At 59.6% G+C, this 21,916-nt stretch carries 19 protein-coding genes; 10 read left to right on the top strand and 9 right to left on the bottom strand.

All coding sequences use genetic code 11. The features are described 5' to 3' along the window. Positions 1–121: 121 nt before the first annotated feature. Complete coding sequence (locus K0V07_RS06425) at positions 122–3,385, bottom strand: ribonucleoside-diphosphate reductase subunit alpha (protein ID WP_220623716.1); 3,264 nt, start codon at positions 3,383–3,385, stop codon at positions 122–124. Between the two features lie 413 nt (positions 3,386–3,798). Between K0V07_RS06425 and K0V07_RS06420 the strand changes: the two genes are divergently transcribed. After that, positions 3,799–4,482: a PEP-CTERM sorting domain-containing protein gene (locus K0V07_RS06420; protein ID WP_220623715.1), complete on the top strand. Its 684-nt coding sequence runs from the start codon at positions 3,799–3,801 to the stop codon at positions 4,480–4,482. Between the two features lie 267 nt (positions 4,483–4,749). Here the strand turns inward: K0V07_RS06420 and K0V07_RS06415 are convergent, their stop codons facing one another. Next, complete coding sequence (locus tag K0V07_RS06415; protein WP_220623714.1) at positions 4,750–5,841, bottom strand: ribonucleotide-diphosphate reductase subunit beta; 1,092 nt, start codon at positions 5,839–5,841, stop codon at positions 4,750–4,752. Between the two features lie 500 nt (positions 5,842–6,341). Between K0V07_RS06415 and K0V07_RS06410 the strand changes: the two genes are divergently transcribed. From K0V07_RS06410 to K0V07_RS06390, 5 genes are all read left to right on the top strand, one after another. After that, complete coding sequence (locus tag K0V07_RS06410) at positions 6,342–6,929, top strand: RNA polymerase sigma factor (protein WP_220623713.1); 588 nt, start codon at positions 6,342–6,344, stop codon at positions 6,927–6,929. Beyond that, a complete protein-coding gene (locus K0V07_RS06405) occupies positions 6,926–7,510 on the top strand; it encodes a hypothetical protein (RefSeq protein ID WP_220623712.1) in 585 nt (194 codons plus the stop codon). Before K0V07_RS06410 ends, K0V07_RS06405 begins: the two co-directional genes overlap by 4 nt. An 11-nt stretch (positions 7,511–7,521) precedes the next feature. Continuing rightward, positions 7,522–8,277, top strand: a complete 756-nt coding sequence (locus K0V07_RS06400; RefSeq protein WP_220623711.1) for a DUF3106 domain-containing protein — start codon at positions 7,522–7,524, stop codon at positions 8,275–8,277. A gap of 388 nt (positions 8,278–8,665) precedes the next feature. Continuing rightward, complete coding sequence (locus tag K0V07_RS06395) at positions 8,666–9,145, top strand: hypothetical protein (RefSeq protein WP_220623710.1); 480 nt, start codon at positions 8,666–8,668, stop codon at positions 9,143–9,145. A gap of 38 nt (positions 9,146–9,183) precedes the next feature. Beyond that, entirely contained in the window at positions 9,184–9,903 is a 720-nt protein-coding gene (locus tag K0V07_RS06390; RefSeq protein ID WP_220623709.1) for an FKBP-type peptidyl-prolyl cis-trans isomerase, read from the top strand. A 1,567-nt stretch (positions 9,904–11,470) separates the two neighbouring features. Here the strand turns inward: K0V07_RS06390 and K0V07_RS06385 are convergent. From K0V07_RS06385 to K0V07_RS06375, 3 genes are all read right to left on the bottom strand, one after another. Continuing rightward, positions 11,471–12,754 (bottom strand): folylpolyglutamate synthase/dihydrofolate synthase family protein, encoded by a 1,284-nt coding sequence (locus K0V07_RS06385; RefSeq protein ID WP_220623708.1) that lies wholly within the window; start codon positions 12,752–12,754, stop codon positions 11,471–11,473. 41 nt (positions 12,755–12,795) lie between these two features. Next, positions 12,796–13,647, bottom strand: a complete 852-nt coding sequence (gene accD / locus K0V07_RS06380; RefSeq protein ID WP_220623707.1) for an acetyl-CoA carboxylase, carboxyltransferase subunit beta — start codon at positions 13,645–13,647, stop codon at positions 12,796–12,798. A gap of 86 nt (positions 13,648–13,733) precedes the next feature. After that, the gene (locus tag K0V07_RS06375) at positions 13,734–14,486 is read right to left on the bottom strand and encodes a ComF family protein (protein ID WP_220623706.1); all 753 of its coding nucleotides are present in this window, start codon (positions 14,484–14,486) and stop codon (positions 13,734–13,736) included. Positions 14,487–14,613: 127 nt separating this feature from the next. Between K0V07_RS06375 and K0V07_RS06370 the strand changes: the two genes are divergently transcribed. Next, on the top strand, positions 14,614–15,744 hold the full coding sequence (locus tag K0V07_RS06370; protein WP_220623705.1) for a transporter substrate-binding domain-containing protein: 1,131 nt from the start codon (positions 14,614–14,616) through the stop codon (positions 15,742–15,744). 226 nt (positions 15,745–15,970) lie between these two features. Here the strand turns inward: K0V07_RS06370 and truA are convergent, their stop codons facing one another. The 4 genes from truA to K0V07_RS06350 all read right to left on the bottom strand — a co-directional run bounded on the left by truA (position 15,971) and on the right by K0V07_RS06350 (position 19,010). Next, positions 15,971–16,735, bottom strand: coding sequence for a tRNA pseudouridine(38-40) synthase TruA (gene truA, locus K0V07_RS06365; RefSeq protein WP_220623704.1), 765 nt, complete (start codon positions 16,733–16,735; stop codon positions 15,971–15,973). Next, a complete protein-coding gene (gene ruvX, locus K0V07_RS06360; protein WP_220623703.1) occupies positions 16,732–17,208 on the bottom strand; it encodes a Holliday junction resolvase RuvX in 477 nt (158 codons plus the stop codon). Before ruvX ends, truA begins: the two co-directional genes overlap by 4 nt. Positions 17,209–17,297: 89 nt before the next feature. After that, the gene (locus K0V07_RS06355; protein WP_220623702.1) at positions 17,298–17,843 is read right to left on the bottom strand and encodes a hypothetical protein; all 546 of its coding nucleotides are present in this window, start codon (positions 17,841–17,843) and stop codon (positions 17,298–17,300) included. 78 nt (positions 17,844–17,921) lie between these two features. After that, positions 17,922–19,010, bottom strand: a complete 1,089-nt coding sequence (locus K0V07_RS06350; RefSeq protein WP_220623701.1) for a mannose-1-phosphate guanylyltransferase — start codon at positions 19,008–19,010, stop codon at positions 17,922–17,924. Between the two features lie 78 nt (positions 19,011–19,088). Here K0V07_RS06350 and K0V07_RS06345 point away from each other — a divergent pair, with 78 nt between their 5' ends. Genes K0V07_RS06345 through K0V07_RS06335 form a run of 3 tightly spaced genes read left to right on the top strand, consistent with a single transcriptional unit; the run spans position 19,089 to position 21,912 of the window. After that, a complete protein-coding gene (locus tag K0V07_RS06345; protein WP_220623700.1) occupies positions 19,089–20,411 on the top strand; it encodes a C39 family peptidase in 1,323 nt (440 codons plus the stop codon). A 17-nt stretch (positions 20,412–20,428) separates the two neighbouring features. Continuing rightward, positions 20,429–21,145, top strand: a complete 717-nt coding sequence (locus K0V07_RS06340; RefSeq protein WP_220623699.1) for a hypothetical protein — start codon at positions 20,429–20,431, stop codon at positions 21,143–21,145. A gap of 8 nt (positions 21,146–21,153) precedes the next feature. Continuing rightward, positions 21,154–21,912, top strand: coding sequence for a hypothetical protein (locus K0V07_RS06335; protein ID WP_220623698.1), 759 nt, complete (start codon positions 21,154–21,156; stop codon positions 21,910–21,912). Positions 21,913–21,916 lie beyond the last annotated feature (4 nt).

Genomic DNA, 21,916 nt, shown 5'->3' with positions numbered 1-21,916 from the left:
GCGTCCCGGATCTGCGTTAGGGTCGCACACAAAAAAAGGCGGCCCTTGCTGAAGGGGCCGCCCATGAGTTCAGTCTGTCAGTATTCTGTTACCACTGCTTGGAAAAAGCGCTTCCTGAGGCCTACTGGCAGGCCTCGCACTCCTCGCCATTGCGCATAGCCTCGATCGAGCAGGCACGCTTCTCCTCCTCGGTGTAGGTGCGCTTGGACTCGGAGCCAGCCTCCCCGCTCATGCCGCGGACTTCCTTTTTCACCGAGACGGTGGACTTCTCGATATTGGAGGCCTGCTGTGTGCGCAGGTAGTAGGTGGTCTTCAGGCCCTTGCGCCAGGCATCGCGGTACATGTGCGAAAGGGTCTTCAGGTCGGGCTTGCTGAGGAAGAGATTAACACTCTGGGACTGGTCGATCCACTTCTGGCGGCGCGCGGCGGCATCCACAAACCACTGGTAGTCGATGTCAAAGGCCGTGGAATACTTGGCGCGGATATCGGCCGGAATGCCGTCGATATTTTCCAGCTCGCCGTCGAAGTACTTCAACTGGTCGACCATTTCCTGATTCCACAGGTTGAGGGCCTTGAGGTCCTTGACCAGCGCCGGGTTCAGGACGATGAAGTCGCCGCCCAGGTTGCTCTTGACGTAGAGGTTCTTGTAGTAGGGCTCGATGCAGGGGCTGGTGCCCATGATGTTCGAGATCGTCGCCGTCGGGGCGATAGCGAGCACGTTACTGTTGCGCATGCCCTGCTTCTTGATCTTCGTGCGCAGCGCGTCCCAGTCCAGGCGAGCGGTGCGGGGCACGTCGATGGCGACGCCGCGCTCCTTTTCGAGCAGGTCGAGGGTGTCCTGCGGCATGAGGCCACGGTCCCACTTCGAGCCCTTAAAGGAGGAGTAGCTGCCACGCTCAGCAGCAAGGTCGCTGGAGGCTTCGTAGGCGTAGTAGGCGACGGCCTCCATAAACTCGTCGTTGAACTCGACCGCCTCCTCGCTGGCGAAGGGCACGCCGCGCTTGTAGAGCGCGTTTTGCAGCCCCATCACACCGAGGCCAACCGGGCGGTGCCGTGAGTTGGCGTTCTTGGCCGGGTCGGTCGGGTAAAAGTTGATGTCGATCACGTTGTCGAGCGCACGCACGGCGATGCGGACCGTCTCGCGAAGCTTTTCGAGATCGAGCTGGCCATCTCGGTCGAGGTGCTGGTCGAGGATGACTGAGCCGAGGTTACACACGGCGGTCTCGTCCGGGCCGGTGTTCAGGGTAATCTCGGTGCAGAGGTTCGAGCTGTGAATGACCCCGGCGTGGTCCTGCGGGCTGCGGACATTACACGGGTCCTTAAAGGTGATCCACGGGTGGCCCGTTTCAAAGAGCATGCGGAGCATGGCCTTCCACAGGTCGATGGCCTTGACCTTCTGGCCCCAGATCTCGCCGCGCTCGGACTTGGCCTCGTAGTCGAGGTAGAGCTGCTCGAACTTGCTGCCGTAGGTCTCGTGAAGCTCGGGGACCTCGTTGGCGCGGAAGAGCGTCCAGTCCTCACGGGCTTCCATGCGCTTCATGAACAGGTCCGGAATCCAGTTGGAGGTGTTCATGTCGTGGGTGCGCCGGCGGTCGTCCCCGGTGTTACGGCGCAGCTCCAGGAAGTCCATGATGTCGTTGTGCCAGGTTTCAAGGTAGGCGCAGCCGGAGCCGCGACGCTTGCCACCCTGGTTGACGGCCACGAGCTGGTCATTGTGCAGCTTGAGGAAGGGGATGACGCCCTGCGACTCGCCGTTGGTGCCCTTGATGTAGCTGCCGGTGCCGCGGACACTTGTCCACGAGCCACCAAGGCCGCCCGCCCACTTCGAGAGGAAGGCGTTCTCGGCGATGCCACGGTGCATGATGCTCTCGATGCTGTCGCTGACCTGATACAGGTAGCAGGACGAGAGCTGCGAGTGCAGCGTGCCGGAGTTGAAAAGCGTCGGCGTGGAGGAGCAGAAGCGGCGGCTCTTGTACAGGTTGTAAAGTTGCAGGACCCAGTGCTCGCGGTCGTCCTGCTCTTCGCGGAAGAGCCCCATGCTCACGCGCATCCAGAACAGCTGCGGTGTCTCCATGCGGCGGGCCGGCTTGCAGGTCTTATCCACCAGCAGATAGCGGTCATACATCGTGGAGATGCCGAGGTAGTCAAAGTCCAGATCGGCACTCGGATCAATGGCAGCTGCGAGACGGTCGAGATCGTACTCAAGCAGATCCGGCGCAAGACGCTCGATCTCCACAGCGCGCTGGAGGTAGCTCTTAAAGTACTGCTGGTGGGAGCGCTGGAGCCCCTCGATACCATCCTGCAGGATGTCCCAGCCGAGTACCTCTTCATAGATATAGGAGAGGAGGATACGACCAGCGAAGCGCGCGAAGTCGGCGTCCTTCTCCATCAGGGCCTTGGAGTTGAGAATGATCGTGCGCTTAAGGTCTTCGCGCGTCATCTCAGCATAGAGGGAGCGGCGCAGCTCGGCCTCGATGTGCTCGCGGTCCAGACAGAGGTCCAGCCCGATGGAGGCGAACTCGATGCGCTTGCGCAGCTCGGCCGGGTCCCAGAAGTAGGAGGAGCCGTCCTCGCCCTTGACCATGATCATGGCGTCCTGGCGCTCGTCGTCGCCCTCACCGTCGAGAGCCTCAAGCTCACGCAGGCGGCGGCGGTGGGCACGGTAAAGGATATACGACTCGGCGATCTTGTAGTGGCCGCACTTCATCAGTGCTTCCTGCACAAAGTCCTGCACCTCCTCGATGTGGACAAAGGCCTGGCCAAGCTGACGCACGCGGGATGTGACCTCACGGGCGACCTCCACGGCAGGGCCGGAGTCCATCTGCTGGGCGAGGAAGGCCTTGCGGACGGCGACCTCGATCTTGTTCGGGTCCCAGGGGACGACCTGGCGGTTACGGCGGATGAGGCGCACCGTCATCTCCGGCTCGTCTTCGTCGGCACCGTTATGGCCATGATGGGAATACGCGGCGACAAGGCTGCGAGCCACGTCATGCGCGTCGTGCTGCACGAGGGCGGTCTCGATGATCAGGTGAACCTCGCGCTGAGTCAGGCTGACGCCGGTCTCGTCATTGATCTGACGGGTCAGGCGCTCGGTGACGGCACGGGCGACAGCAGCGACAAAGCTGCGGTTCTGCTCGGTAAAGATTTTTTCCTCCTGCTCTTCGCGTGAGAGCATGAGGTCGGTCAGGGCGTTACCGATGATTTCCGCTACCTCGGCCACATCGAAGTCACGCTCCTCACCGCCCGACTCGATCTTGACGGCGGGCTGCTTAACGGAGGCGTCGGCCATAACCTCGCGCCAGTTGAAGCGCGGTTTCTGCTCAGCCGGGGTGGCGGCGAAACGCTTCAGGGCGAGGTCTTCATCGAAGGAGAAGTTACGGATCATAAGGCAGTATTCAGAGAAGTGTGGTGAGTCGGAAGAGGTGAAAGCGGCATCAACCGCAGGAGAATAGGAAGGGAGCAGTGCTCCCGAGAATAGATGGTTGAGAACCGGTCCGGGGCATCGCGCCTGGCCAGCAAACCTGTATTATGGCGAAAAATCGGAACGAAACAACGGCAAGTTGTTGCTTCTTATTCCCATGCCTGTTCGTGAGAGCGTACACTAGATATGCTAACGGACCAACGTCGAACACACAATATCTAGTAAGCCGATCTGTCAAACGGTTTTTAGTCAAAAATTCTTAACTTTCTGTTCACAAACGCTAATACCCCGAAAGCTCCGGCATTAATGAAGTTTTAACACAGCCCTGAGGGGTTACAGCTCGACACCCGAAGGGAAGTCCCTATAAGTCCTGCCCTATGGGGAAATTAGCTACCTTGATTGCGCTCATCACCTGCGGATTGACCGCCCATGTCCACGCACAGGATCTGCTCGCGTACTGGAACATGGACGCGGACTCGTCGATCAGCGCCAAGTTTACCGCCAACAACGGTAACCAGGCCGGTAGTGTCACCATGACCGCGGAGCCGAATGAGCACATCTTCGACTACCTGAGCAATACGACCGGCACGACGGAAAACATTTATCCCGAAGGGACCGTCACCCCTTCGAACAACGCGCTGCAGTTTAACTCGATTATCGACCTGGGTGAATCAGGCCGCCTGGAGATGTCGGGCTTCAATTTCAGCAACATGACTGACGTCACGATCTCCTTTGCTGCCATCGCTGACCGAACCTTCACCTGGAACCAGGAAATCCACATCGACTACAAGATCGGCGCGAACAACTGGGTGGACTGGGCGGAAAGCGGTGCCGTTGATACTAAAGCATGGGAGCTGGAGAGTTTTGTCCTCCCCGAGGCCGTTGAGGGCCAAAGCAATGTCGCCATCCGCATCCGGGTATCGAGCTGGGTCACGCTGGCCTCCTCACTCGCCTTCGATAACATCCAGGTCACCGCCGTCCCCGAGCCGGGCACCTGGGCGCTACTGGCCGGACTCGGAGTGGTCGGGCTGCTGATCATCCGCCGCCGCAAGCGCGCATAAAGAACGCGGACAACACACTTTATTGAAAAGGCCGGAGCATTTTGCTTCGGCCTTTTTTGTGTCGATGCCGGACACCGCAGTGCGATGGGCACGACTGAGAACTTCATAAAACAAGACAGGCCGGGAAGACTCCCGGCCTGCTCTATGTTTAGCTAAGAAACACCGGATCGATCAGGCTCCGGCGCCAGAGAAAGCTTTATTATTTAATTACCGCTTCCATCGGGCGTTGGCAAAAGAGAATTCGTACCCTGCCAGTTTTACCAAAGATCAGAGGTCGTCGTCGTCAACAGACTCCAGAGCGGAGGCCTTCTGGTACTCGGTCACGCGACCCTCAAAGAAGTTCTGCTCCTTCTTCATGTCGATCGCCTCGGACAGCCACGGGAAGGGATTCGAGATGCCGGGGTTGAGGATCGGCAGTCCACAGCCTTCCAGGCGACGGTCGGCGATATAGTCGATGTACTGCACAAACTCATCGGCGGAGAGGCCCAGCGCGTTGACCGGGAGGCAGTCGCGGATGAACTCCTTTTCCAGGGCGATGGCTTCCTTCATCATATCGACCAGTTCCTGGCGGAACTCCGCGGTCCACATGTCCGGGTTTTCATGGACGAGTGCCATGAGCAGGTTACGCAGGAGCTCGATGTGGTTGGACTCGTCGCGCAGCGTGTAGCGGAACATCTGGCCGATGCCGGGGAACTTGTTCTGGCGGTAAAGCGAGAGCACCATCCCGAACAGCCCGTAGAACTGCGTCCCCTCCATACATTGGCCAAAGAGGAACATGTTCTTGGCCAGGTCCTGCTTGTTACGGGTGATGGTCAGATCAATGTCACGGCGCATGGCGCGTGAGTTGGAGACCACGAAGTGAGTCTTCTTGTCGATGGTGGGGATGTCCTCAAACATCGCCTCGCACTCGTGCGGGTTGATGCCGAGCGAGCTGATCATATAGACCAGTGAGTCGGCGTGGATGTTTTCCTCGTGCGCGTGGCGGCCGAGGACGAGCTTCAGCTCGGAGGCCGTGACCAGCTCGCGCACCACATGGATGATGTTATCCCCGACAATACCCTCTGCGGCCGAGAAGTAACCCACGGCCATTTTAATAATCCAGCGGTCGATGTCGGAAATAGCCCCGGATGTGTCACGCCACTGTTCGCAGTCCTTCTGCATGGGGACGTCCTCGGGCTCCCAGTGGTTCGCCTTCATGTTCTTGTACAGATCGTAGGCCCACTGGTACTTCAGCGGCAGAATATTGAAGAACATGGTGTCGCGGCCATTGATGACCGCCTTGGAGGCGAGCGCCTTTTCGGCTTTGTCCTTATCGAGGATGAAGGTCTTGTTCCCAATCGTGATCGTCGTGGTTTCCATGTGTATAGTTAGAGAAATCAGGGTTAGCGGGTGAGAGAAGCGGTGTTATTCGCAGCAGCCACAAAGCCGTAACACCACCGTGGTGAGCCTAGAGCCCTTACCTTGGAATCAGATGACCATCCTGTCAACCCAACCCCCTATATCTAGACGAATATAAGAAAAAGAATACTAGATATAGCCTAACTCAGCAAATACTCATAGGCAGCGCAGCCTCAACACGGCCACGGTATGAGGATTGAAAAACCGGCCCCACGCCAGCGCAACGGTCAATTGTTCTTTCTTATCCACGACTTATTCACACTCCGGCTGGAGCAGCACTGATCCCACCGCCAACGCGGTGGGATGGCAAACACGACTACGGTATAAGACAGGTACTAAGGGCACAGCCCCTCATTGCCAGCGGGGGCACCCCGCTGCAACTTTTGGGGGAGGCAGGGGTTTTATGGGCTGTGAACAATATCATCGCCAGCCCGCTTCCGGCTTGGCTGCCTGCCCAGTCCATGCCTAGTCTATCCACCATGCCCGCCGCAAACGAGCACTGCGAGGATCCGGATGCCGCGCTCATGCTGGAAGCCGCCGGCGGGAGCGAACAGGCCCTGCGCATGCTGGTGGAGAAATGGCAGACACCGCTGATCAATTTCTTCTACCGCTCGCTCGGCTCCGTCGAACAATCCGAAGACCTGGCACAAATGGTCTTCATCCGCGTGTATCAGGCCGCCGCCAAGTACGAGCCCAAGGCGAAGTTCTCCACCTACCTTTTTCACATCGCGCGCCGCCTGCTTATCAACGAGTACCGCCGGCAATCCCGTAAGCCACTCGAAGCAGTTGACCCTGCCGAGCTCGGAGCTGAGACACCCGGACGCGACAAACTCGCGCTAATGGAAATCGAAGAAGCCTTTGAAAAGGCTCTGGAGACTTTACCCGAAAATCAGCGCACGGCCATCCTGCTGCTCAAACAACAGGAGCTCAGCTACGAGGAAATCGCTCAGGCCATGGACGCCAGCGAAACTTCCGTCAAAAGCTGGATCCACCGCGCACGGCAGAAGCTGAAAACCGAACTGAAAGACTTTTACACCAACGCATCATGAGCACCGACTCCACAGGCAAAGACCCGCTCGAGCGGCTCCTGAGCGGCCAGCCCGTACGCCCCTCGAAGGACTTTACGGACAAGACGCTGTCCCGCATCCACGCCGAGGCAAAGAAGCCGATGAGCGAGGACGAGCTTGACCGGCAGCTGGATGCCTGGCTCTCCGCTCAGCCCCTGCGCCCATCTGCCGAATTTGCCCAAAACACCGTGGACACCACCACGGGCACCCCACAGGCACACCGCCAGCAGGGCTGGATGTGGACCGCAGTGGGCATGGCGGCCATGGTCGCAGTCGGTATTTTCAGCGCGATTATGATCACGCGCGATGAGCCTACGCCCAGATACGATGCCTATGCATCTACGAGTGCCCAGCCGCTTGCCGCCCCTCAGGCAGCCATGCTCGCCGCAGATGAAGAGGGTGACTCAGAGCTTGGTGACACACCGGATTTTCTTTTCGCGACCACACGGAGTGCACGCACCGATGACCTTTCCGATCTGATCATGATGCAGGACGCACTCGTCGAGGTCGCCGCCCTCAGCAATCAAGACACGATCGAAGCTCTCGATTTACTGGTTAACTAACCCAACCCTTCATGAAGCCTACAGCTCTCACCTCTCTTTTACGCACAACCCTGCTGGCCCTTGCCCCGCTATGGATCAGCTGCCCTGCCCTTCTGGCCGCCGATGATGCCACGGCTCCTCACTCGGACATGGCCCCACCGGCAGCACCCGCCCCTGAAGTCGAGCCGGGCCCGCCGCCACCACCTCCGCCGCCACAGGATGAGCTCGATGACGCCCGCAAGAGCCATGACAGAATCTCCCCCCGCGAACGCCGCCCCAAGGGCATGAGCGAAGAGCTGGCTGCCGTTGAGAAGTTCCTGGACATGTCGCCCGAACAACTGGCCATGATTCGGAACCTGATTGGCCGCATCGAGCAGATGAGCGAAGAGGAGAAAGAGGAAATGCGCGCACGCATCCGCAAGATACGCGACATGGACTCCGCCCGCCGCCAGCAATTAATGGAAGAGCACCGCAAGATCCCGTGGGAGGAGCGCATGATCCTCCACCAGTACTGGCGCAGCCTGCCGGATGAGGAGCGCAAAGCCCTCTGGCGTGAGATGAAAGGCCTCAGCCCGGAGGAACGCCTCGCCCGGCATCAGGAAATGCTACTCAAGGCCAAGGAGGCCGGCTTCGATGAGTCCACCCTGCCCCCGCGCCCGGAGCGCGGCTCCTTCGACAGAGATCGACAGAAAGACGGCACAAACCGTGAAAACCCCGGTCAGAACTCCCCAGCGCCCGGCAACGATGAGCAACTGCCGCCACCACCCGGCCCGCAAGCTGATCAATAAAGGAGCCAACGCCTACAAGCTGGAAAAAAATGCGTCTTTTTTTATGAATACATTGGATTTTTACGAAAGATACGCTATATTACACATATAATATTTCAGTACCCCCGAAAAAAATCTGAAACAAAACCAGCTTTTCCCCGTCTAACTAAGAACAAGACTTTTGCCTGATCCATATCGGAAAAATGGCAGATAGTAGCGTAGCATAGCAACCGAAGTAGCGAGACAGATTCGATAGCAGAGATTCTGTCATATTAGTGGAGCCACCTTCCCGTCCCCCCGGGAAGGTGGTTTTACTTTAGGGGCCTGGATTTTAAGGATCGACGCAGACTCACGCAGAGGTGATTGTGCCATTCCACTCTCACGGACCCCGCCGCCGTCCCGTTTACCCATGCCCGAGCAATATCTCCTGTTCGTCTGTACCGGTAACTACTACCGGAGCCGCTTTGCTGAAGCGGTCTTCAACCACCGTGCAGAAGCAGAGGGGCTGCCTTGGCGGGCATTTTCACGCGGACTCTTTCCGGGCTGGGTGGATGACGACAACGACCTCTCCCCCCATACCCGCAGCGCCCTGACGCTTCGCAACATCCCGCTGCACCATACCGGGGAAAAGCGCACCCAGCTCACCGTCGACGACCTCAAGCGGGCCGCACACACGATTTTACTGAAAAAGACCGAGCACGAGCCCATGATGCGAAAGGTATTCCCCGAGCAGGCCACTGAGGTCGAATACTGGGAAGTCCATGACATCGACGGAGCTAAGCCCGAAGAAGCTCTGCCCCAAATCGAACAACTCGTCGAAACGCTGGTCGAACGTCTAAAGGCCGATCCAGCAGGGAATTTTCTTCGCCCCGGCCCACCAAACCGTTAAGTTTCTCACCCACACCCTCGATAACACATTCTTACGTTATGAGATTGAATACAGGAAAAACCCTCCTCGCACTGGCCGCCAGCAGCCTGATCGCTCTGAGCGCAAGCGCACAACCCACTCAGCCCGGCACCCCGGCTGAAATGCCCTCCGGGACTCAGCTGCTCAAGGACTACGGCTGGCTCGCGACCCCCGATCCGGACCATCTCGGCATCACCGATGAGGAAAAGGCAGCTTTTCTGGCCGGCGTGCAGGCTCACCTCAACGGTGAAGCTGGCCCGGACGACCCACAGGCCACCTGGCAGCAGCTCCAGCAGTACCTCACCCAGCGCCTTGTTTCCATGAACAAGAAGAAGGGCCAGGAGTACATCGCCGAGCAGCTGAAGGCTAACCCGGACATCAAGAAGTCCGACAGCGGCCTCTACTACGAGATCATCGAAGAAGGCACCGGCCCCAAGCCCACCGAAACCGATACGGTCGAGGTCAACTACGCCGGTACGCTGGTCGACGGCACGGAGTTTGACAGCTCGTACAAGCGCGGCAAGCCCGCCATCTTCCCGGTCGCTAACGTTGTCCCCGGCTTCGGTGAAGGCGTGCAGCTCATCGGTAAGGGCGGCAAGGTCAAGCTGTACATCCCCTCCGACCTGGCCTACGGCGATGCCGCCATGCCCGGCAGCCCGATCCCTCCCGGCTCGACCCTCGTCTTTGAGGTCGAAATGGTGGACGTAAATCCGCCCGCCCCGGCCCCTGCCATCAAGTAGGCGGACCAGCAGGTAAACCCTGATACTTTCAAAACCGGAGCCACCACGGCTCCGGTTTTTTTGTGCAATGCCTCCGGCACACATCGCGTCTGCTCGATGTTTTTTAATAGGGCCGAAGTGAAGCTCGGAACGGTTCATCGAGCTATCTGGGTACTTTGTCGTTCATCTCCTCCCCCGAAAAGTTCGTCGCATCCGTGCGAATGCCTAAAAACACAAAGGCCCCCATGGTCGAAACCATGAGGGCCCTTGAAAAGTGGGAGTGGGCGTTCGCCACGCGCTCTTCCCCGATCGACGACATTAGGCGCTCTTGCCCGGCAAGCGGGCAGGCTGTCGTCTCCCCGACGCTATTCCCGGCGGCATCTCCGGGTCGGCGGGCTCATAGCAGGCCCGTCAGAGAAGTTACCCTCTCTGAGATTTTCGGGTGAGGCCTTTCAGCGCGGTTCGGCATTGTCCCCCGTCGGGGCGCATCGCTCGCCGCACCAGGCCGAGGTGACGCTGTCTCGCCGCCTTGGCCTTGCATCCGGGGGGTCGGCCTCCGATCGCAGTGGATCGGAGCGTTGGCCCCACGGTTACGGGTCTTGCCTCTTAGGTCCTGCCCTACGGCCTGGCGGGTCCATGGCCTGTACGAGGCCACTTGCCGCCACCGGTCCGGCTCGTTTTACGGAGTCGTCCGGGGACATCCCTCAGGAAGCATTTCGCACCAGACAGCGCCGTCGAAGCGGTTTTTCGCTCCGCCGGCGTTTTCCATGTTGATCGGAACCAGCGCGGGCACCTTGCCCGGCACCCGCCGTCCCGCGCCCCGTCAGCCGACCTTTTCGCGTTCCCGGAGAGGAACCTTGTGGCGACGTGCCGTCGCCGGTCGTTAACACTGTGGGGGACTGGCTCGCGGCAGCTTCTCATTGACCCTCATTGGTTGGCGCAGGGGTCGCCGCGTATCTGCCAAGGACTCGGATATAATCCAAGGCCTGACTCGAGTCGCATACCTCATCCGTTTGGTTGCTCCTCGCCTCCTTCCTTTTTTCGTGGTTGCACCCGCGTGGTCACGACACCCGCGGGCGGAAGGGGTGACATCTGCCTGACAACCCGCCGCAAGGACGGACCATCAGGGGCCGGAACCGCCAGTTCAGTTTCCGACCTTTGCCCGGTTACCCGGGATTATCCTGGGGATTTTTGGTTCTCCTACCATCGCCTCAGGTAAACCTGGGGCGCGAATCGGAGAACGTTTCCCGTTCTGTCAAAGAACGAGGAAAACATAACTGTAACATCCGGATAAAGTCAAGCCAATCAGACTCGTAAGCCATTAAAAATCAACGCTTTGTGAATAATAACAAAACCTAAAAAGTCAAGTCGTGTTAACAAGTTTGTAACTACATGAAGGAAACTATATTACAAACGCAACAGCAGTGAACATCTTTCGGACCGCAAAAACGACCTCGGTGAATAAGTTCGTAACTCGCCTATCACCGTCGGCGGGAGCCCATTTTTTTCTAAAAAAATGGGCCATGCAGCAAAAACGGACGCCTTGCCATCGCAGAGGCTTGAGGTCCGCCGCCGGATAACCGACCGCCTAGAGCGCGTCCTGAAAGGAGCTTCCCCCCGGCACACCCGACGGAAGCAACCGGGCACAAATCTCTCCCACCAGATAAATCGACCCCGCCACCACGAGGACGTCGTCGGCCGAACCGGCAGCGCATTGTCCCGGTGCCGGGAATAGCTCCTCCACCGTCCCCTCCCGAATTTCACCCGCAAAATCAGCCGGGATATAGCCCCGCAGCTGCTCGGGATCCAGTGCTCGCGGCTGGTCGGGCTTGAGCAAAATAAAACCGCTCGCATACCGGGCCATGGTCGGGATCAGCGCGGCAGCCCGCTCCTCCCCGAGGATGCCGGTCAGCAGCACCGGACGGCGACCAGTCTGCGCGACCAGGCGCGTGAGATTATCCTCCAAGGCGGTCGCCCCCTCTGGATTGTGCGAGCTGTCGAGGATCAGCAGTCGGCCATCGGCGAGCGTGACCCGCTGCCAGCGCCCTGCCCAGGAAACCTCCAGCAGGGCAGCCTCAGCCACAGCCTGAGCGACCGGGAAACGCCCCTGGAGCAACCGTACCACGAGCGAGGCCACCGCAGCGTTTCGCCGCTGGAAGCCGCCTTCGAGATTCGTCTCGGGAAAGTTCTCTTCTGCGCCGAAAAGCTCGCGCACGCTGTGCACGACGCAGCCGCGCTCAGCCGCAACCTGACGGATCACCGCCTCGGCCTCCGGCGGCAGGCAGCCGATCACGACCGGACGCCCCGGCTTGATAATGCCCGCCTTTTCCCCGGCAATCGTGGCCAGGTCTTTACCTAAAATATCGGTGTGATCGAGTCCGACCGAGGTGATGACGGAGACCTCGGGGTCAACCACATTGGTGGCGTCAAGGCGACCACCGAGCCCGGTCTCAAGAATCGCGACATCCACCTTTTCCTGGGCGAAGTGCAGCATCCCCATCCCGGCCATGAACTCGAAAAACGTCGGGTGGTCCAGCGGATCACGCGCGGCAAGCTGTTCACCTACAGCGCGCATCTGCGCCACATAGTCCTCGATCTGGGCGTCTGAGATGGGGTGGCGGTCCACCTGTACACGCTCGCCGAGGCGGACCAGATGCGGCGAGGTAAAGAGTCCTGTCCGGTAGCCCGCCCGGCGGTATATGGCCTCCAGCATGGCGCAAACCGAGCCCTTGCCGTTAGTCCCGGCCACGTGGATGACCGGGTACTGCCGCTCGGGATGCCCGAGCGCTTCGGCGAATATCGCCATGCGCTCCAGCCCGTACTTGGAGCCGCGATTGCGCAGCCCATAGAGATAACGTTCCGTCTCAGTCATGGCACACAGAGCACGACGCCCCCGGCGTAATAACTGCGCAGCTACTCAGCCCCGTGACCGCCGAAGGCGCGCAGGAGCGTAGCGATGCGGGGCTTCATGTCGTGACGGTGCACGATCTGGTCGATCAGCCCGTGCTCGATCAGAAACTCCGAAGTCTGGAAGCCCGGAGGCAGGTCCTGCTGGGTCGTTTCCTTGATCACGCGTGGCCCGGCAAAGCCGATCAACGCCTTGGGCTCGGCCATGATCACATCTCCGAGCGAGGCAAAGCTGGCCATGACCCCGGCCATGGTCGGGTTTGTCAGCACGGCGATGTAGGGCAGCCCGGCGTCGGAAAGACGCTTGAGGGCGGCACTGGTCTTGGCCATCTGCATCAGGCTTAGGATGCCCTCCTGCATGCGGGCACCACCAGAAGCGCACACCACGATGACGGGGCACTTGTTCTGGAGACCTCGCTCGATGGCGCGGGTGATCTTCTCACCCACGACCGAGCCCATGCTCGCCCCGATAAAGCTGAAGTCCATCACTGCGAGGCTGACGGGCAGCCCCTCCAGCTCACCCATCCCACAGATGACGGCGTCCTTTTCGCCGGTCTTCTGCTGCGCCTGCGTGAGGCGCTGCGGGTAGGGCTTGCTGTCCTTGAACTCGAGCGGGTCGCCCGAGACCAGGTCGGCGTCGAACTCCTCAAAGGTGCCCTCGTCGATCAGCAACTCGACACGGCGACGCGCCTTGAGCGGGAAATGGTAGCCGCTCTTGGGCACGACCATCCAGTTCTGCTCCAGCTCCTTGTTAAAAATAATCTCGCCGCTCTCCGGGCATTTCGTCCAGAGACCGGTCGGAATGTCCTTCTTTTTTACGCGGACGGTAGAGTATTTCGGCTTACCGAAAATCGACATAGCGTGGAAGTGTGGAGCAAGGGGGCGGGAAAATAAAGAGGAAAAAACCACCTATAATTCAGTCCATGAGCAGGCCTTTTGCTCCCCTACCCGTGCGCGAGCATGGCCACATCGAGGTTTTTGGCCCCGGCGCGGCTCAGGACACGGGCACAGGCATTGAGGGTGGCCCCGGTGGTAAAAACATCGTCCACCACCACATAGCGGCGCTCGGAGTCCAGCTTCACGCCTGGTTTGAGGGCGAAAGCGCCGCGCATGTTGGCCTCGCGCTGCTTGCGGTCGAGCCGGGTCTGCGAGGGGGTGTCACGAGTCCGCACGAGCAGATCAACCACTTCACAGCCCTCCTCTACTCGGGCAAAGACCTCCGTCAACAGACGGCTCTGGTTATAGCCGCGCTTACGCTCCCGGCTCGGGAAGAGCGGGACCGGCACCAGCACCGCCCCGGCCAGATGCGCCCGAAAGGGCGTTGAGCCCGCCATGAGCGTCTCGATGTCGGGCAGCAGGTAGCGCCCGTGGTGGTATTTTAACGCGTGGACGAGATCACGCCCGGCATCACGGGCCAGCATGAGCGGACGCCCCCTCCCGAATACCGGCTCCAGCTCCCGGCAGTGGGGGCAAATGCGGCTGGCCAGCATTTCCCCGAAAAACGGAAAGCCGCACACCGGACAGCAGGGGTCTTTGACAAAGAAAATCCGTTCCAATCCTTTTTTCGAGAGATAGCGGCAGGGCGAGTCGTCCTCCACCGGCTCCCCTGTGGCCACACAGTCACGGGGAAACACCAGGTCCAGTCCCGCACGGGCCAGCGTGCGCAGCAGGGACGGAGGGCGGACAATCTCGGCCATACGAAACGCTTTCTAGTACCCACGTGGAGAAAAGAACATCCCGAAATGGATACACATTCTTTCGCAGTCATTATCCGGCTCATGTGTTTCATTGCCATACGTATCCCGATCCATCAGCATGCATGGCATGCGCTCTCACGTATTCCTCGTATTCTGTCTACTGACCGTCTGGCTGCCCCTGCAGGCGGCGGACAAGGCTCCCAACACCTCCGGAGCTCCGCACGCCGTGAAGCAAACCGCTACGCCGAAAAAACCGGCCAAGCTCATCGTCGCCACCCGCGAGGCCCCACCCTTTTCCTTTAAGACCGAGAGCGGCGAGTGGACGGGCATCACGATCGAGCTGTGGGAGGCCGTCGCCAAGGAACTGGGCTACGACTACGAATACCAAGAGTACGCGCTGGGCGATATGCTGGACAAGGTCGCCAAGGACGAAGTGCAGGTCGGGGCGGCCGCGATCACCGTCACCGCCGAGCGGGTGATCGATATGGACTTCACGCACACCTACTACGGGACCGGACTGGGCATCGCCAGCAGCAGCGAAAAGGACAACCTGATTACGGATTTATTTAAACGTATCTTCACGCTGAATTTCTTCAAGGCGCTGGTAGCACTGCTGGCTGTCATCCTCGCGGCCGGGTTCCTCATCTGGCTCGTTGAGCGCAAGCGCAACGCCGAGCAGTTCGGCGGACGGCCGCTCTCGGGGCTGGGCAACGGATTCTGGTGGTCCGCCGTGACGATGACGACGGTCGGCTACGGCGACCGGGCTCCCGTCACCTTCTGGGGCCGCGCCATCGGCTTTGCCTGGATGTTTACCTCCATCCTGATCATTTCGGGCTTCACCGGTGCCATCGCCACCGCCCTGACCATGGGGCAGATCACCTCTAACCAGATCACCCTCGCCACCCTGCCCAAGGTCAAAACCGGTGTACTGGACGACTCCGCGGCACAGGCATTTCTGGAGAGCCGGGGCATGCACCCGGCGGTTTACGCCAGCGTGAGTGAGGGGCTCGAGGCGGTCAATCAGGGCAAGATCAAGGCCTTCATCCATGACCAACCGATTCTCAAGTACTGGGCCGCGCGGGACTACCCCGAACGCATCGAGGTATCCGCGCAGACCTTTAATCCCGGCTACCTCGCGCTGGCCGTCCCTCACGACTCCCAGTACGAGCATGACATCGACGTAGCCATGCTGGAGTACATCCAGAGTCCCGCCTGGAACAGCATTCTGAAGAAATACAACGCTACCTCCGGGCAGTAACGCTCCAGGGGGAGGGATGCCGAGATAGAACACTTCTGTCCGCAGGCTCTGATTTACCCATTAACCACGGATGACACCGATAGCACAGATGTTTTTCTTTATCCGAGCTATCGGTGTCATCCGTGGTTAAAAGAAAAATACCTGATTCAAACCAGAGGCGGCTTGGCGCTTCGCGTGACCTCGCACTCTCTTTTCGTGAAAGCCGCAGGGAAAGGTCCAGCTGTGATCACGCGCCGTAAAACACACGCTCCATCCACAGGCCCTTGGCCGGGGCGGTCGCGACCTGCTCGGTGCGCACACGGCCATGGAGGATAGTGGCCAGCTCGTCGGGGCTTATCTTGCCCAGACCGACCTCGACCAGCGTGCCGGTCATGCTACGGGCCATCTTATAGAGAAAGCCGCTCGCCTCAAAGGTCAGCGTAACCTTGTGGCCGCGTCGTGAGACATCCACCCAGCGCATGTCCTTGACCGGATTATCCGCCGAGCCGTCCCCGCGGTTGGCCCCGAAGGCTGTGAAATCCTGCTGTCCGATAAAGTGTCGGGCGGCCTCAGTCATGGCGGCGGTGTCGAGTCGGCGGTTACCCAGTGACCAGCAGTAGCGGTTATCCCACGGCGGCGCGAAGCCCTCGTAGAGCCGGTAGCAGTAACGCTTACCGGTGGCCGAAAAGCGCGCGTGAAAGTCCGCCTTCGCGCGGCTCAGGCGCGTGACCTGGATGCCTGCGGGCAAACCGCAACGCAGGGCCCGCAGGAGCGTGGCAGGCGGGTGCGGCCACTCCGCCTCAAAGTGAAAGACCTGCCCCTTCGAGTGGACCCCAGAGTCCGTCCGCCCGCTGCCGTGGATGCGTACGGGGCCTTTAAAAATCACCGCCAGGCGCGCCTCGATAAAGTCCTGCACGGTGTTCCCCCCGGCCTGACTCTGCCAGCCGTAGAGATCCGTCCCGTCGTAGGCGCAGACAGCCTTAAACTTGCGCAGCGCGGACGCGGCACTCACTCGGGGAAGTCCTCCTCCGGCAGAAAGTCCCCCTGCCCCACGACCTGGCTGTCCAGGTAGTCCTGCAGGATGAGGGCGGCGGCGCGGGAGTCCACCTCGCCACTGGCGCGGGCCGCGCGCTGGGCCTGCGGGCTGAGGCGCTTACGCCCCGGCATGGCGGCCATGCCGCGCTCGACCTGCTGCGAGGTCAGGCGCTCGTCCGTGCGGTACACAGGCAGCTCGAACTTTTCCTCCAGCTCGGCGATAAAGGCGTCCACCTCCTTGGCTTTGAAGCCGACTGAGCCGTCCATGTTGTACGGGTAGCCAACCACCAGCGCGCCGATGCGGCGGCGCTTGATCTCCTCGCCGATACGGGCCATACGGGCCTTTTTGGTGGAGTCCACCGCGGCCGGGATCGGCACAGCCACGCCGATCTCGTCCCCATAGCTGAGGCCGACCCGCTTCTCGCCGTAATCAATGCCGAGATAGTTCATGGAATTATCGGTTATCGGTTGTTCAGTTGTTGATCTCCCAGTGACACGGAGGCCACAGAGCGACAAGGCTTATTTTCCTCCCGTAGCAGTCAGTCAGCTAACCAGTCGATTTTCTTTGTCGTTTTTATAATGCTAATTTCCTGCCCGTCTCGCGAGAATTCGGCCACATGCCCCCACGTACTGTTCAAGCTCGACACCATCGAATCCAGGATGTCAGCCCGAACGGGCTTATCACCATAGACAGCATGGTCTTGCTCCAGCACACCGGCCCGCATCCAAAACAAGACAATGGTTTCTTTCTGTAGGTCGAAGTACAGCAACGAGGTAAACCCACCGACATGGAGCTGAGAGACATCAACAGAAACCGTATCCCCCTCCAGCGTAAGCATACTCGATCCCGAATGGGCTAAATGCCGGAGATATTCCTCGAAGTCATCACCAAGAATACGCTTTAGCTCGGCACGGATACAGGTGCTATGAAAAAAATAGCACCGCTGAGGAACGCAAAACTTGCCGACCTGTGAACGGATATCGGAGATCCGCTCCACTCGCTGTGCATATTCCGTGTCGTCGCTTCCGAAGGCAGCAACGTTACTTAAGACGCACAGGAACAGAACCGAAAAAAGAGCCTTCATCAGATGGAGTGTTTCTACCGATAACTGAAAAACAGCAAACCGGCAACCGGCCAACCGCAGCGGCGGCAACGCCGCCGCTTACGTCAAATGCTTGAGGGCTTCGTCGGCGCCGATGCGTTTGACGAGGGCCTTGATCTCCTGGGCGCGGGACTTCGGGCAGACCAGGGTGGCGTCCTCGGTATGGACCACGATCAAGTCGTCCGCACCGACCACGGCGGTCAGGTGCCCCTTGGGGCTGACGATGATGTTGTTCGCCCCGGCCTCGACCATGGCCGAGCCCTTGAGGACGTTACCGTCGGCGTCCGGGTCGTGGTGGCGAGCGATAGCGGGCCACTCGCCCACATCGTCCCAGTCAAAGCATGAGGGCAGCGTGACGACGTTGTCCGCCTTTTCCATCAGGGCAAAGTCCACCGAGATTTTTTCCATCTTCGGGTAAAAGCTCGCCATGGCCTCCTCCAGCGAGGTGCCGCTGTCCAGTGTTTTGCTCATGGCGAGAAAGTCCTGAGCGAGCGCCGGCACGTGCTTGTCAAAGGCGGCGGCCATGGTGGGAACCGTCCAGATGAACATCCCGGCGTTCCAGAAATACTCGCCGCTGTCGAGGTAGCTCTTCGCAGTCTCGAGGTCGGGCTTTTCAACGAAGCGCTGCACGCGATAGGTCGGCAGGTCTTCGTAGCTGCCGTACTGCTCACCCTTGTGGATGTAGCCGTAGCCGGTAGCCGGGTAGGTCGGCTGGATGCCGACGGTCACGAGCACCGGCTCGGCCGAGGCAGCCTCAAAGCCGGCCTGCATCGCACGCTGGAAACCGTCCTTGTCGTGAATGACGTGGTCGGCCGGCAGGATCGCGAAGACACCCTCCGGGTCACGACGCTTGACCAGCAGGGCGGCCAGGCCAACAGCCGGGGCGGTATCACGCCCGACAGGCTCGCCCACGACATTTTCCGGGGAAAGACCGGGGCAGACCTCCAGCACGGCATCGCGCTGTTCGGCATTCGTGATAACAAAGATATTTTCAGTGGGGAGCAGACCCTCCAGACGGTCGATCGTCTGACCGAGCATGGAGGTTTCACCGACGATCGGCAGGAGGTGCTTGGGCTTGCGAAGGCGGCTCTGCGGCCAAAAGCGCTCGCCGCGACCACCGGCCATAATGACAACGTATTTTTCCGGCATAGGTGAAACTGTTTGATTTTTAGCGCCTAAACTCAATAGTGAATCTCACCGTCTCCCGATTTTAACACCCCATCTACTGTGACTTTTGCCGTCCGCCTGCTGCCTCTGTGCGTGGGACTGCCGCTGATCTTCGCGGCAGCACAGGCACGCTATGCCCCTTCGGCACTGGTGGAGAGCTGGACCTTTACCGAGCCCACGCCAGCCTACTCTCCCGAGACCGGTGAGGCCCTCGGAGACTTCCAGACGGACGTAAAGGTAGAGGTCATCGAAATGGACTGGAACGGTGGCACCTGGCTGGTCGAGTACCCTCGCTACGGAGCGGCCCCCATTCGCGCCCTGATTGCGATCCCGGATCTGTCCAAGGTTAAGCCACGCGCCTACCAGTACGTCCGCGAGGACATCGCCGCCTTTCCCCTGCTACGTAAACAGCTCGAAGCGGACCACCCCTGGAGTGTCCCATTGGCCGAGCTCAAATCACGACTACTCGGAGAGCGCGAGGCCATCCTGCGTGACGGCACCTCAGAGCACCCCCGTGCCCTGGCTTCCGCCGACCCTACCCGGGACGGCTTCGCCTGGGACCAGATGCCTCTGGAGCTGCGCCTGGAGCAGCCTCGGGCAGGCCAGCCACGTATCGTCATCAACTACTGGAACAAGGGCGACCGCGACAGCGTCGTCGATCCCCGCCGCGCCTATCCAGAGTTAAAAGACCATCTGGAGAAAATCCAGAATGCCTTTGGGACCCGCCCGAGTCTGGCGGCAGACTCCTCCTCAGGCTCAGGCATCACAGCCCTGCGAGACGGTGCAGAAACCTTTTACCTGCCCAACAATATCCGGGCCGACCTCCGCTACGACCCCCGAGAGTACCTGACTCTCGAGCTATCGCCGCTGGTAGCCATCAGCAATGCCGAAGAGGAGGATACCCTGATCTTCACCGATAACATCAGGACCACCCAAGAGGGCGAACGCTACATCTCGGGTATCCCTATGGTTAATCAGGGGGACAAGGGCTACTGTGTCGCAGCCACGCTAACACGCGTGCTCAACTACTACGGCTACCATACGAACATGCATGCCGTAGCCAGCCTGGCGGAGACGGAGCGCTACGGCACCTCCCTCCCAGACATGGTCTCGGCCATGCGGCGTATATCATCAGCCACTCCCTACCGCCTGAAAGAAATCGAACGGGAGGATATTGTCGTCATCCATTCAATCATCGACAAGGGGCTCCCCATCATTTGGCTAATCCCCGGGCATTGTCGGCTGATTATCGGCATCCATCCGGAGGAGGGCACCGTTGTTTATTCGGATTCGTGGGGGCCTGACCACGCCTTTAAGACGATGCCCTACTCGGACTACCTTTCCCTCAATCGCTACATGTTTGTCCTCGATCCAAAAGAGTAACCGCCAACTCAACTATCATGAAAATCCTATCCGCCATATCCACCGTCCCCCTCCTTGTCTTCCTACTCTCCAGTAGTGCACTACAAGCTGAGTTCCATGAGTTCACCGACACTCAGGGGCGTACGATGAAAGCCGAGCTCATCAACGTCATCGGTAACAAAGTCCGCCTCAAGCGCGAAGACGGAGCCGCCTTTACCGTATCTCCGGCCATTTTCTCTCAGGAGGACCAGGACTACATCCACATGTGGATGATCCATACCCTCAACGAGCGCGACTCTCTGCTCCACGTGGAGGCCCGTTCATCCCAGACCAATTCGAAAAAACACGACGACGGATCTGCCAAGTGGAAAACCTGGGACGGCTACTACAAGATGAAGATCGAGAACGACAGCGACATCAGCCTGCGCGACGTAAGGATCGAGTATAATTTCTGGACCTTCCACATGGATTTGGCAGCCCAAAGCCGCAGAGATGGAGATACCGAGATAACCACTGGCTCACTCACGATCCCCATGCTGAAGTCCCGTAACGACTTTGAATGCGACAGCGCCAAGGTCTCAATGCGTTCCTTTGATCTCAGAAGCGGCTGGTCATGGCTCGGGGGCGGCAAAGACGAAAGCGAGGACAAGCTTGAAGGTATCTGGATCCGCGTCTACTATCAGGGTGAACTCATTGAGGACTGGTCGAATCCGTCCAGCCTGAAAGAAAAATACAAGTGGGTAAAACCGAAGTAACCGCGCCTTTGTTTATCTCGTACGCCAGAGCTTTCACCGCTTTTCTCGCCTTGTGCCTGCTGGGCAGTCTGCCAGCCAGGGCGCAGGAGCAGCAGCTACGCACATTTGAGCTAAAGGACGGGCACTCAATCAATGCCCGTATCCACTCTGCCAGTGATGGACAAGTCGTCCTCGAGCGTACCGACAAGCTGACCTTCACCCTTCCGATCGATGCCTTGAGCCTATCGGATCAGGACTACGTGCGCGAGTGGAGCATCGCTGACAAACTCGCCAACGGAAAACTCTTCAAGCTGTCCGGTGAAAGCAAAATCACCGACCTGAAAACCCAGCGCGAGGAGGGCCTCATCACCTATACGTGGACGTGTGTTTACGAGTGTAAGGTGGAAAACGCATCCCCCTACGAGCTCGCGGGCATTAAGCTAAACCTCAGCTACGCCTCAAACCCCGGTCGCATCGTCCAGCCCCGCGAGGAAACAGCCGCGACTCCACCCGTAAGCCAGCGCACGGAGTACCGCATCACCCAAATTGAGCCCGGCAAGAGCCTCACCTTCACAGAAAAGCTTCCTCTGAGCGCAATCGTACTGGAGGACGGCTGGACCTGGCCAGATGGCGGAGACAAGCCGGTGGCCGATCAGCCACAGCCCCTCCAGGCTTCCCTCACCTTTCAGGGGCAACCTGCGGGCACCTTTATCCTCGATCCGGCGATGCCGGAATTTTTAAAAGCAGCCGACAAGGCCTCGACAGCGCCCGCCCAGGAGCAACAATAGGCAG

It is taken from the genome of Ruficoccus sp. ZRK36, assembly GCF_019603315.1.
Taxonomy (GTDB): Bacteria; Verrucomicrobiota; Verrucomicrobiia; order Opitutales; family Cerasicoccaceae; genus Ruficoccus.
Note: the sequence above shows the minus strand (reverse complement) of the source record. Positions and strands in the feature narration are given on the sequence as shown.